The following is a 12,517-nucleotide window of genomic DNA, read 5'->3' on the forward strand; positions in this document are numbered from 1 at the left end:
TAAGTTCTCACAACACTTGTGTTGCTCAATGATGGCAATTTGCCAAGTATCCGGTAGAATCGGCCCGTGAGCACGGCCGCAGGTCGGGATGCCTGGCGTCACCTCCACGAGATCTTCATGGGCGGTGGGGCACGGGACCGGTTGGCGCAGGCCGGCGCGAGTATCGGCATGTCGCCGAGCCTCATGAAGGCACTGTTCCACCTCGACGCCGACACGCCCATGCGTATGGGCGATCTGGCCGAGCACCTCGGCTGGGACGCGTCCTACGTCACGAACATCGCCGACGTGCTCGAGGCGCGCGGTTTCGCGGAGCGGCGGCCGCATCCCACCGACCGGCGCGTGAAGACGCTCGCGCTCAGCCCCGCGGGCGTCGCCGCGAAGCAGCAACTCTTCGACGTGCTGCACGAACCACCACCCGCGCTCGACGTGCTCACACCGGCGGAGCAACGTGAGCTGCGAGACTTGTTGCGCAAGGTCGCCGAGGCGGTGGAGCGGGGCCAGGCCCAATAGCCGATCGCCAAGGGGGGCACGGTGACGGATCCGAGGCAGAACCGGTTCGATCGGCGCGAGTTGTTGCGCGGGGCCGCGGTGCTCGGCGCCGCGGCGGCCTTCGGCGCGTGCTCGAGCAGCAGCGGCAAACGCGCGGTCGCGACGCGGCTCACGTCACCGTCGACGACCGCGCTGCCGACCACGACCGTGCCGCGCCGCCCGCGTCGGCCCGGTGATCGCCCGGATCCCTCCAAGCCGGCGGGCGTCGACATGCTCCCGAAGATCGAGCACATCGTCGTGCTGATGATGGAGAACCACTCGTTCGACAACTACCTCGGCGTGCTCGGTCGCGGCGACGGGCTGCCGCTCGATGCCGCGGGCAAGCCGTTGCCCGCGCTGCCCGACGGCACCGGTCACTACATCCACTCGTTCCCGATGCCCACGACGTGTCAGTTGAAGGCGCTACCGAGCCAGGCCTGGCAGGCGAGTCACCTGTCACTCGGGAACGGCGACAACTCCGGCTTCGTGAAGGCGTGCGGTCCGGTCGCGATGGGTTACTTCACACCCGACGACATTCCCTTCTACGCAGGCCTCGCGCGCACGTATCCGCTCTCTGACCGTTGGTTCGCGTCGTGCCTCGCGCAGACGTATCCGAACCGGCGCTTCCTCATGGCGGGCTCCGCGGCGGGCGTCATCGACACGACGGCCGCGTCGGTCGTCGCGCCGCCACCACCCAACGGCGTGATCATGGAACGCCTCGAAGCGCACGGCCTGTCGTGGATGAGCTACTACGTCGACATCTCCGCGTCGTTCCTCTTCCCGAGCTTCATGACGACGCGTTTGAACCACACCGCGCACATCGAGCGCTTCTACCAGGACGCGAAGAACGGCACGCTGCCCGCGCTCTCGTACGTCGATCCCGCGTTCGACGACAGGTACGGCGAGTCGGAGGAGAATCCCGCCGACATCCGCGTCGGTGAGCAGTTCGCGGCGAAGGTCGTGCACGCGGTCACCACCGGCAAGGCGTGGGACAAGACCGTGTTGATCTGGCTCTACGACGAGCACGGTGGTTACTACGACCACGTCGTTCCGCCGCGCGCGATCGCGCCCGACTCGATCCCGCCGAACCTGCCGCCCGGCGCGATCAAGGCCGGTTACGACCAGTACGGCTTCCGCGTGCCGGCCGCGATCATCTCGCCGTACGCGAAGAAGCATTACGTGTCGCACGTGGTGCACGACCACACGTCGATCCTGAAGCTCATCGAGACGAAGTGGAACCTCCCCGCGCTGACGTTCCGCGATGCAAACGCCGACGACCTGCTCGACTCGCTCGACTTCGAGAATCCGCCCGCGTTCGCGGAGCCACCGGAATTGCCGGAGCCCGCGCTCGGGCTGAACGGCCCGCCGCCCGCGACGGTCGACTGCGGTGGTGTGGGTGCCGGCGCCATTCCGCCGCCCGGCGCGCGCACGACCACACCGTGACGCGCGTTCGCCGCATGACCGGCGGCGTGCTCGCGCTCGGCCTCGCGATCGTGCTCAGCGGCGCGGGCGCGATCGGTGCCGGCGCGGCGAGCGACCACGCGCCGGGCTCGCCGACCGACCTGCGCGTCGACGAGGCGGTCGCGCCGCTGTGGGTCACGGCGACACCGACGTTCGGCTGGATCCCCGTCGACACGGATCGGGACGAGATCCAGACCGCGTACGAGGTGGTGGTGGCGAGCGCACCGACCACCGACCCGAACGCGTCGACCGTGCTCGCCGACACCGGCCGGGTCTCGTCGAGCGCGGAGTCGTCGGTCGCCGTCGCGCACCTCCGACTGAAGCCCGACCACCGCTACTGGTGGACGGTGCGCACCTGGGACCGGGCGGGAACGCGCGGCGCGTTCGCGAAGCCGCAACCGTTCGACACCGCGCTCGGCGACGGCGACTGGCACGCGGACTGGATCCGCCGGCCCGAGCCACCGAGCAATCCGCGCGAGGACTACTTCCTCCTGCGCGACACGTTCACGGTCGGCGGCAGCGCGATCGTGCGCGCCCGCGCGTACCTCTCCGCGGCGCAGCAGTACGAGCTGTACGTCAACGGCACGCGCGTCGGCGGGGGTCCGTCGTACTCGTACCCCGACGAGCAGTACTACACGAGCACCGACATCGCGCCGTACCTGAAGCCCGGGCTCAACGCGATCGGAATGATCGTGCACAACCTCGGGCCCGGTCAGGGTCGGCCGGCCGAGCCGCCCGGCGCGATCGCGCACCTCACGATCGACCATCGCGACGGCTTCCGACAGACCTTCACGACGAGCGGTCGCTGGCGCGTGCACGAGGGGCCGTGGTTGCCGGCGACCGCGCGCAATGACGAGGGCGACTACGTCGAGAACATCGACGCGCGCCTGCTCCCACCGAGCTGGGCGACCGCGTCGTTCGACGACAGCACGTGGGAGCACGCGCTCGTCGTGGGCGCGCACCCGGTTGCGCCGTGGACGCATCTGATCGCGCAGCGCACGCAGATCGTCGAGAAACCGGTGAAGCCCGTGAGCTTCCGCCGGCTCGCCAACGGTGCGTACGTCGCCGACTTCGGCTCGGTGATCGCGGCGACGCCGCAGATCTCGCTGCACGCGGGTATCGCCGGTCGCGCGCTCACGCTGCTCCAGGGCTACCTGCTCGATCCAGGCGGCGCGGTGTCGACGACGAAGGGCACGCAGGAGACCGACATGCACGACTCGTACGTCGAGCGGGCCGGCCCGCAGACGCTGCGACCGTTCGGCTATCTCGGCTTCCGCTACGTCGAGCTCACGAACCCCGGTGAGATCCTGCACGCGAGCGACGTCGTCGCGTACGCGCGTCACGCGGGCATGCCCGGCGACGACGCCAGCACGTTCACGTCGTCGTCACCGATCCTGAACCGCATCTGGGAGCTCGCGCGCCACTCCGCGCTCTACGGCTCGCAGGAGCAGTTCGTCGACACACCGACACGCGAGCGCGGCCAGTTCGGCCAAGACTCGTCGAACACGTCGAGCGTCACGCAGGTCGCGTTCGCGGAGCGGAACCTCACATGGCAGGCGTTGCGCGACTTCGCGCGCTCCCAGAAGCGTTACTGGCCCGACGGCCGCGTCAACGCGGTCTATCCGAACGGCGACGGCAAGCGCGACATCCCCGACCTCACCGAGAACTACCCGATCTGGGTGATGCGGTACTACGACATCACGGGTGACCGGTCGGAGCTCGCGACGCTCTATCCGGTGATTCGCAACGTCGCGAGCTACGTCGCGCGCGCGATCTCTCCCGCGGCCGGACTCGTCACGAACCTGCCCGGTGGCGGCGGCGACTACAACGGCGGCATCGTCGACTGGCCGATTCAAGAGCGCTTTGGCTACGACATGACGACCGTCGCGCGCACGACCGAGAGCATCATCGCGATCGAGATGTTCCGCGAGCTGAGGGACGCGGCGCGTGCGTTGCACCGCCCGGCGCGCGAGATCGATGCGTACGCGACGCGGGCGACGGCGCTGACGAAGGCCGTGAACACGCGCCTACGCCGGCCCGACGGCGTGTACATCGACGGGCTCCACCAGAACGGCACGCAGAGCACGCACGCGTCGCAGCAGGCCAACGCGTACGCGCTCGCAGCCGGGATCGTGCCGGCTTCCGATCGCGAGACCGTCGTCGCGCACGTCGAGCAACTCGGCATGGCGACGGGTCCCGACATCGCGGCCGTGCTGCTCCAGGGACTGCACGCGTCGGGCAACGACGACGCGCTCGTCAAGCTCATCAGCAACCCGAAGATCCCGGGCTGGGCGCAGATCCTTTCCCGCGGCGCGACGTTCACGTGGGAGAGCTGGGACGCGCGCGACGTGTACGGCGACAGCGAGTCCCACGCGTGGGGCTCGACCGTGCTGCCCGCGCTCACGACCGACGTCCTGGGCGTGTCGGTGACGAAGCCCGGCGCGAGCGAGGTCACGGTCGCCCCACCGACGCTCAGCACCGTGACGAGCGCCCGAGGCCGGCTCGCGACCGAGCGCGGCCCCGTCGCCGTCGCGTGGAAGCGCATCGACGCGACGCACTTCAAGCTCGACCTCACCGTGCCGGACAATGTCGTCGCGCACATCACGGTGCCCGCGCACGCGACGAGCGACGTGTTCGAGAACGGAAGCACCGTGCTCGCGAGCCTCGCCTCGGGTCGGGTGCAGGATGGGACATTGCGGTTCACGGTCGGGTCCGGTCAGTACTCGCTCGACATCCGCCCCCGCCCGATCGCCGACGATGTCTTGCACGCATCGGGCGCGTCGAACGTCGGACGGTGGCTCGCGTTCGTCGTCGGCGCGCTCGTGCTGTTGTTCCTCGCCGCGGCGTTCGTGGCGTTCGCGCGCCGGCGCCGCGCCGCGGCCTGACCGAGCCGACCGTGCCCCGCCGCGTCACGCTGGTTGCCGTCGACGACCACGGCGCGGTGCTCGGCGCGCTCGCGCCGTTCGACGTCGAGTTGCCGTGGTGGTCGGAGATCGAGTCGGTCGTCGACGGCGCGCGTGAGCACCACGCGGTCGACGTCGTCGTGTTGCGCCTGCTCGAGGCGCGCCCGCCCGGCGACCCGCTCGAGATGGGCGGCGACGCGACCTACGCCGTCGAGCGGCGCGGCGAAGCGCAATTGCGACCCGTCGACGCGCGCGTCGCCGCACTCGCCACCAGCGACGACCCGTTGCGCCTGCCGTACGCGCGTCCGGGCGGACCCGCGCGCGAGCTCGCGTGGGCCGAGTCGGTGCTCGCGACACACGGTCGGGCCTCGACCGGAGCCGCGCGGCAGATGCGCACGTGGAACCTGTCGAGCATCTGGCAGATCCCGACCGCGGCCGGCCCGGTGTGGCTCAAGAGCGTGCCGCCCTTCTTCGCACACGAAGGCGCGGTGATCGACCGGCTCGCGGATCCCGCCCTCCCGCCGCTGCTCGGCTTCGAGCCCGGACGCGTCCTCATGGACGACATCCCCGGCGTCGATCACTACGACGCCGCCGAACGCACCATCGCGCGCGCGATCACGACGCTCGTCGGGATCCAGGATCGCGTCGCGAACGAGATCGACGCGCTCTTCGGCCTCGGGCTACCCGACTGGCGCGGGCCCGCGCTGCGCGCCCTCGCCACCGACGTCGTCGAACGGCACGCGCCCGAGCTCGTGTCCGATGAACGCGACGCGCTCGACCGGCTGCTCGCGACCTTCGACGCGCGCACGGCCGAGATCGACGCGTGCGGTCTGCCGATCACGATCGTCCACGGCGACTTCCACCCCGGCAACCTGCGCGGCGATCCGGACGCGCCGACGCTGCTCGACTGGGGCGACTGTGGCGTCGGTCATCCGCTGCTCGACCATCCCGCGCTGTTCACGTCGCGCGCCGTCGCTCACGACGAAACCCTTCGCGCGCACTGGGCGAACGAGTGGCGCACCCGCCGGCCGGGCTGTGATCCCGAGCGGGCGGCGGCGCGGATCCGGCCGATCGCCGCGCTGCGTCAGGCCGTCATCTACCGCGGGTTCCTCGACCACATCGAGGCGTCCGAGCGCATCTATCACGAGGCCGATCCGGCCCGTTGGCTCCGGATCGCGGCCGCGGAAAGCTGACCGAAACGTGCTCAAGGTCACGTTCGTCCGGCCGGATGGCCGTCGCACCTGAGCGGTACCCTGATCCCATGGCCGATCCGGCGAACTTCGCCGAACAAGCGATGCCCTACATGTCGGCGTTGTACGCGGCCGCGATGCGCATGACGCGCAACCCGAGCGACGCCGAGGATCTCGTCCAGGAGACATACCTGCGCGCGTACCGCGGGTTCGGCGGCTTCCAAGAGGGCACGAACCTCAAGGCCTGGCTCTACAAGATCCTCACGAACACGTTCATCAACATCTACCGGGCGAAGAAGCGCCGTCCCGAGCAGGTCGACCTCGACGACACCGAGGACTTCTACCTCTTCCGCCGGCTCGGCGGGCTCGAGGCGGTCGACGCGATGCGCACCCCCGAGACCGAGGTCCTCGACGCCATTCCCGACTCCGAGGTCAAGGAGGCGCTCGAGTCGATTCCCGAGCAGTTCCGCATGGCCGTGATCCTCTGCGACATCGAGGGCTTCTCGTACAAGGAGATCGCCGAGATCCTCGACGTGCCCATCGGAACCGTGATGAGTCGCATCCACCGAGGAAGAAAGCTCCTGCAGAAGCGGTTGTGGGAGTTCGCTGGGGAGCACAACCTGCGACCGACCGTCGAGAGCGCAACAGGGAGTTAGCTCCGGATGGACTGCGAGAAGGCGATCCACCAGGTGTACTCGTACCTCGACGGCGAGCTCACCGTGTGGAAGCGGATGGCGATCGCCCGCCACCTCGACGACTGTCCTCCCTGCCTCCAGGGCTTCGCCTTCGAGGTGGAGCTGCGCAGGGTGATCGTGTCGAAGTGCTCGGAGGAGGTCCCCGAGACCCTCCGCATCCGCATCGCCGAGGTCCTCGGCTTCGGCGAGATCGACCCTTTCCTGCCGTAGCGGAGCCCTCCCGTCCGCATGGTCGTGTGCTCGCTCCGCTCGGCACGGGGCTGCGCCGCGCGGCCCGCGGCGACCGCTCACCCGCTCCGCGTCCGGACCCCGTGTCCGGGCGCCTCTAACATCGTCGGACGCTGACCGTCCACGATTGCTGGGGAGCGAGCCGGTGAGACCCTCGGAGATTCTCGGGATGCTGGGCGGGGTCGTGCTCGGCCTCGGTCTCGTCGCGCTCGCCGCGTTCATGTACGTCGACCGCAGCATGGGCAAGCCGTGGCACTTCTGGATCGCCCCGCTGCTCGGGCTCGTGGCCGCGGCCTCGCTCGTGCAACTGGCCGTCGGGTATTGGATGAAGGTCGGCCGCCTGCAGACGAAGGGTCGCCCACGGAGTGACTGACGACGGCGCGGTCTCGACGCCTCCCGTTGTCGCCTCGGTGAGGGTCGGGTCGCGACCCGACCCGGTCGACTGGCCGACGGCGACGCGCGTCGCGCGCCTCGTGGCCGGCCGGGACCAGATCGCGTCGTCGTACCTCGGTGCGTCGCTGGCACGCGACTTCGCCGCCGTGACCACCGAGGCCGAGGATCTCGTCGCCGACTTCACCGGCCTGCGCGCGCCGGGCCGCGCGCACGCGCAGCTGCTCGATCGCGGGGGCTGGGTCGAGGCGAACGTCGCGTCGATGCGCACGATGCTCGCCCCGCTCACCGAGCGCCTCGGCGAGCGACTCGCGCAGAGCCCGATCGCGCCGGTCGGTCGGCGCGTCGCCGGCGTCGAGGTCGGCTCGCTGCTCGGCTACCTCTCGCAGCGCGTGCTCGGTCAGTACGACCTGCTGGTGCCCGACTCCGAAGGGCAGGCCGCCGACACCGACGCGGTCTACTACGTCGGCCCGAACATCCTCGGGCTCGAGAAGCGCTTCGCGTTCCGTCCGCTCGACTTCCGACGCTGGATCGCGATCCACGAGGTGACGCACCGTGCGCAGTTCACGGGTGTCCCGTGGATGAAGGACTACTTCCTCTCGCTCGTGCAGGGTTCGCTCTCGATCGTCGACCCCGACCCCGCCGTGCTGCTGCGCGCGATCGGACGCATCGCCGACGCGGTGAAGGCGGGCAAGAACCCGCTCGACGAGGGCGGCCTCGTCGGGCTGTTCGCCTCGCCCGAGCAGCAGGTGATCCTCGAGCGCGTGCAGGCCTTGATGTCGCTGCTCGAAGGCCACGGCAACTACGTGATGAACGTGCTCGGCGAGCGCCACGTACAGGGCGCGGATCGCATGGCGCGCGTGCTGCACGCGCGGCGGCAGCAGAAGGGCATCAGCGGCCAGATGCAGAAGCTGCTCGGTATCGAGATGAAGATGCGGCAGTACGAGGTCGGGGAGCGCTTCGTGCGGGGGGTCGAGCGCATCGCCGGCATCGCCGCCCTCGACGCCGCGTGGCGCGACGCCGCGAGCCTGCCGACGGTGCCCGAGCTCGACGATCCGGAAGCGTGGCTCACGCGGGTCGCGAGCACGCGCGCCGCGACCGGCTGACGCGTCGCCGTGGGCGGGCTCGAGCGGTGGCTCGCGCGCGTCCCGCGGCTGGCAACGCTCGCCCGTGAGGAGACGCGCGTCGTCGTCGGGTGCTCGGGTGGCGCCGACTCGCTCGCGCTGCTCGCCCTGACTGCGGCGGCGGGTGTCGCCGTCGAGGCCATCTACGTCGACCATGGTCTGCGCGCCGGATCGGCGTGTGACTTCGCCGTCGTTGCCGACGCGGCGCGGCGATTCGGTGTGGTTGCGCGTTCGGCCGCGGTCGACGTGGGATCGGGTCCGAACCTCGAAGCGCGGGCCCGTGACGCGCGCTACGCCGCGCTCGATGCCGCGCGCGTGGAAGCGGGCGCCGCGTACGTCCTCGTCGGGCACACCGCCGACGATCAGGCGGAGACCGTGCTGCTCAACCTGCTGCGCGGCGCCGCGACCGCGGGGCTCGCGGCGATGCGCGAGATCGCAGGCACCGTCGTCCGGCCGCTGCTTCCGCTGCGGCGCGCCGACACCGCCGAGATCTGCGCGCGCCTCGGGCTCGCGCCCGTCGTCGACCCGATGAACGCCGAGCCGCGCTACCGCCGGGTCTGGCTGCGGCGCGAGGTCATCCCCGCGCTCGAGGCGGGTGCGGCGCGCGACCTGCCCGCGTTGCTCTCGCGCCAGGCCGAGGTGCTGCGCGAGGAAGCCGACCTGTTGGAGTCGCTCGCGGCGGGCGCGCTCGCCGATGCCGGTGATCCGCCCCGGGTCGACGCGCTCGTGGCGCTCGACCCCGCGCTCGCGCGCCGCGCGATCCGGCAGTGGCTCGGCGGAGCACCGCCGGCGCTCGCAACGGTCGACGCGGTGCTCGCGGTCGTGCGGGGCGAACGGCGCGCGGTCGAGGTGCCCGGCGGCGATCGGATCGTGCGCCGGCGGGGCCGGCTCCTTCGCGAGGCGCCCGCCGCCGTACCGCCGGATGACGCGCCGTGTCGGCTCGCAGTGCCGGGCGCGGCCGCGGGACTCGGCCTCGACTTCGAGTGCTGGATCGAGCGGGCCGCGCCGGTCGCGTGGCCGGACGGCATCGACACCTGCGTCGTCGACGCCGACGTCGTCGGCGAGCGCGCGTGGTTGCGGGCACCGGCGCTCGGTGAACGCTTCGTGCCACTCGGACTGGGACACACGACGGCGATTGCAGGGGTCGCGCGGGCGGAGACCGCACGGGTCGTCGCCACCGACCCGACCGGCGGGGCCGTGTGGGTCGTGGGGTACCGTATCGACGACCGGGTGCGCGTAACCGCGCGTACGCGTCGATTCCTCTGGATGACCGTGACGCACCGAGTCCGCGCTTGATGAACGACTCTGATCTCGGCCGTGTGATCGTCGATGCCGACGAGGTGCAGCAGCGCGTCTCGGAGCTCGGCAAGGAGATCACGAGCGACTTCGCCGACGATCCGCCCTTGCTCGTCGGCGTGCTCAAGGGCGCGTTCATGTTCATGGCCGATCTGTCGCGATCGATCGACCTGCCGGTCGAGTTCGACTTCATGGCGGTGGCGTCGTACGGATCGGCGACGCGCACGAGTGGTGTCGTGCGCATCGTGAAGGACCTCGACATCGACCTCACCGGCCGGCGCGTCCTCATCGTCGAGGACATCGTCGACTCCGGCCTCACGCTGTCGTACCTGCGCAAGAACCTGATGGCGCGCAGCCCGTCGTCGCTCGACGTGTGCGCGCTGCTCGTGAAGGAAGGTCTGCAGCGCAACGACCCCGACCTCAAGTACACGGGCTTCAAGATCCCGCCGGTGTTCGTCGTCGGATACGGGCTCGACGCGGCAGAGCGGTACCGCAACCTTCCGTACATCGTCGAGTACCTGCCCGGAGAAGACGTGTGACCGACGCCGGCGGATCCGCTGCCGGCGACGGCGGCGGCATCGACCTGCCGCGCATCGAGCGCGCCGTGCGCGAGTTGCTGCTCGCGATCGGGGAGGACCCCGACCGTGACGGCCTCGTGCGCACGCCGCACCGCGTCGCCGAGATGTACCGCGAGATCGCGGGCGGTCTGCACGAAGACCCGACGCACCACCTCACCGTCACGTTCGAGGCCGGCCACGACGAGATGGTCATGGTGCGCGACATCCCGATCTACTCGTTCTGCGAGCACCACCTCCTGCCGTTCCACGGGCGCGCGCACGTCGCGTACATCCCGGGACAGGACGGCCGCATCACCGGTCTCTCGAAGGTCGCGCGCCTCGTCGACGGGTTCGCGAAGCGTCCGCAGGTGCAGGAGCGCCTCACCACCCAGATCGCCGACGCGATCGTCGCCGCGCTCGCGCCGCGCGGCGCGTTCGTGCTCATCGAGGCGGAGCATCTGTGCATGTCGATGCGCGGCGTGCGCAAGCCGGGATCGGTCACCGTCACCTCCGCGGTGCGGGGCATGTTCAAGGACAGCCCGGCGACCCGCGCCGAAGCCTTCTCCATCCTCAGCCTGCCCAGCCGCGGCTGACTGCGCCGATCTGGTCGGGCTCCCAAGCTTCGCCCTCCCCGACGCCTCGGTGAGCGGGTCGGACGGACCGCAACACGACCCGTCCGTCGAGGCGCGTACGCACCCGAGAAGCCGGTTCCAGGCTCCCGGCGGCGCAGGAGGCGCCGAGTAACGTGCGGCCCGTGCCCAGGCCGTTCTCGGTGGTCGATCTGCCCGAACGGGCCGTCATGGGCGTCGTGAACGTCACCCCCGACTCCTTCTCCGACGGCGGCCGCTTCCTCGATCCCGAGCGGGCCATCGCGCACGCCCGCGACCTGGTCGCGGCGGGTGCCGACCTGCTCGACATCGGCGGCGAGTCGACGCGTCCGGGTGCCGAGCCGGTCACCGCGGCCGAGGAGCTCGAGCGCGTGCTCCCCGTCGTCGAGGCGCTCGCGACCGACGGCAGGGTGCCGGTCAGTGTCGACACGAGCAAGGCCGACGTCGCGGCGGCGGCGCTGCGCGCGGGCGCGCGGGTCGTGAACGACGTGACCGCGGGGCGAGGTGATCCCGAGCTGCTCGAGGTCGTGGCCGCGGCCGACGCCGGTCTCGTCGTCATGCACATGCAGGGCGAGCCGCGCACGATGCAGCACCACCCGCACTACGACGACGTCGTCGGCGAGGTCGGCGCGTTCCTCGCGGCGCGTCTCGATGTCGCGCGCGCGGCCGGCATTCGCGACGACGCGCTGCTCGCAGATCCCGGCATCGGGTTCGGCAAGACCGTCGCGCACAACCTCGAGCTGCTGGCGCGGCTCGACTCGACGGCGCGCGCGCTGAGCGTGCCCGTCGTCATCGGTGCCTCGCGCAAGGGATTCCTCGGACGCATCACCGGCGCGACCGAGCCGGCCGACCGCGACGACGCGACCTTGGCGACGAGCGTGTGGTCGTTCACGAACGGTGCGCGCGTCGTGCGGGTGCACGACGTCGCGTCGTCGGCGCGCGTCGTCCGGCTGCTCGACGTGATGGCGCGCGCAACTCAGGACGGGGTCGCGGCATGACGTTGCGGGGGCGCTGGGCACAGGGGCTGCAGCCGCGGTTCTTCTGCTGGATCATCAAGGACCGGCTCGCCGCGGCCGAACGGCCCGGCGGGTTCGCGCGCAACCACCGGAAGGTGCGCCGCCAGGAAGAGCTCATCTGGTTGAAGGCACATGGCTTCACGCGCATCGTGTCGCTGCTCGACTCCCCGCACAACATCCACGCCTACGAAGAGGCCGAGCTGGTCTACGAGCGCCTCCCGCTCGGGCGGCACGACGAGATGGGCTTGCGGCTGCTCGACATCTACCAGCACCTGGTCGGCTGGCTCGACGACCCCGCCGAGAAGGTGTTCCTCCATCACGAGGAGTTCGGCGACCGTGTGCTCGGCGTGCTCGCGGGCTACCTCGTGTACTCGGGGCTCGTGCAGGAAGGCCCGCACGCGATCTCGGTGATCGAGAAGATCACGGGCCGCAACCTCGGCGCCGACGGTCGCGAGATGGTCGCGGTCACGCTCTCCGAGAACCTCCACCGCAGCGCGCGCTCGTAGACGCGTTTCTGCCTG

Annotated in this window: 13 protein-coding genes; all 13 read left to right on the top strand. The window is 70.8% G+C overall.

The features are described from left to right. Window positions 1-66 precede the first annotated feature (66 nt). The 13 genes from VH914_06435 to VH914_06495 all read left to right on the top strand — a co-directional run bounded on the left by VH914_06435 (window position 67) and on the right by VH914_06495 (window position 12,502). Window positions 67-510, top strand: a complete 444-nt coding sequence (locus tag VH914_06435; protein ID HEX4490826.1) for a MarR family winged helix-turn-helix transcriptional regulator — start codon at window positions 67-69, stop codon at window positions 508-510. Between the two features lie 21 nt (window positions 511-531). Next, a complete protein-coding gene (locus tag VH914_06440) occupies window positions 532-1,971 on the top strand; it encodes an alkaline phosphatase family protein (GenBank protein HEX4490827.1) in 1,440 nt (479 codons plus the stop codon). Next, window positions 1,968-4,874, top strand: coding sequence for a family 78 glycoside hydrolase catalytic domain (locus tag VH914_06445; GenBank protein HEX4490828.1), 2,907 nt, complete (start codon window positions 1,968-1,970; stop codon window positions 4,872-4,874). Before VH914_06440 ends, VH914_06445 begins: the two co-directional genes overlap by 4 nt. Window positions 4,875-4,885: 11 nt before the next feature. Beyond that, the gene (locus tag VH914_06450) at window positions 4,886-6,085 is read left to right on the top strand and encodes a phosphotransferase (protein HEX4490829.1); all 1,200 of its coding nucleotides are present in this window, start codon (window positions 4,886-4,888) and stop codon (window positions 6,083-6,085) included. A 68-nt stretch (window positions 6,086-6,153) separates the two neighbouring features. Then, window positions 6,154-6,738: a sigma-70 family RNA polymerase sigma factor gene (locus tag VH914_06455; GenBank protein ID HEX4490830.1), complete on the top strand. Its 585-nt coding sequence runs from the start codon at window positions 6,154-6,156 to the stop codon at window positions 6,736-6,738. A gap of 6 nt (window positions 6,739-6,744) precedes the next feature. Continuing rightward, window positions 6,745-6,987: a mycothiol system anti-sigma-R factor gene (gene rsrA / locus VH914_06460; protein ID HEX4490831.1), complete on the top strand. Its 243-nt coding sequence runs from the start codon at window positions 6,745-6,747 to the stop codon at window positions 6,985-6,987. 187 nt (window positions 6,988-7,174) lie between these two features. Next, a complete protein-coding gene (locus VH914_06465) occupies window positions 7,175-7,378 on the top strand; it encodes a hypothetical protein (protein HEX4490832.1) in 204 nt (67 codons plus the stop codon). Window positions 7,379-7,415: 37 nt separating this feature from the next. Continuing rightward, complete coding sequence (locus VH914_06470; GenBank protein ID HEX4490833.1) at window positions 7,416-8,501, top strand: zinc-dependent metalloprotease; 1,086 nt, start codon at window positions 7,416-7,418, stop codon at window positions 8,499-8,501. Between the two features lie 9 nt (window positions 8,502-8,510). Next, window positions 8,511-9,815, top strand: a complete 1,305-nt coding sequence (gene tilS, locus VH914_06475) for a tRNA lysidine(34) synthetase TilS (protein ID HEX4490834.1) — start codon at window positions 8,511-8,513, stop codon at window positions 9,813-9,815. After that, window positions 9,815-10,354 (top strand): hypoxanthine phosphoribosyltransferase, encoded by a 540-nt coding sequence (gene hpt, locus VH914_06480; GenBank protein HEX4490835.1) that lies wholly within the window; start codon window positions 9,815-9,817, stop codon window positions 10,352-10,354. The genes tilS and hpt overlap by 1 nt, the downstream gene beginning before the upstream one ends. Then, on the top strand, window positions 10,351-10,965 hold the full coding sequence (gene folE, locus VH914_06485; protein ID HEX4490836.1) for a GTP cyclohydrolase I FolE: 615 nt from the start codon (window positions 10,351-10,353) through the stop codon (window positions 10,963-10,965). Before hpt ends, folE begins: the two co-directional genes overlap by 4 nt. A 161-nt stretch (window positions 10,966-11,126) precedes the next feature. Beyond that, a complete protein-coding gene (gene folP / locus VH914_06490; GenBank protein HEX4490837.1) occupies window positions 11,127-11,978 on the top strand; it encodes a dihydropteroate synthase in 852 nt (283 codons plus the stop codon). Beyond that, entirely contained in the window at window positions 11,975-12,502 is a 528-nt protein-coding gene (locus VH914_06495; GenBank protein HEX4490838.1) for a hypothetical protein, read from the top strand. The genes folP and VH914_06495 overlap by 4 nt, the downstream gene beginning before the upstream one ends. Window positions 12,503-12,517: the final 15 nt, after the last annotated feature.

This window comes from Acidimicrobiia bacterium, from assembly GCA_036271555.1.
GTDB lineage: Bacteria > Actinomycetota > Acidimicrobiia > IMCC26256 > PALSA-610 > DATBAK01.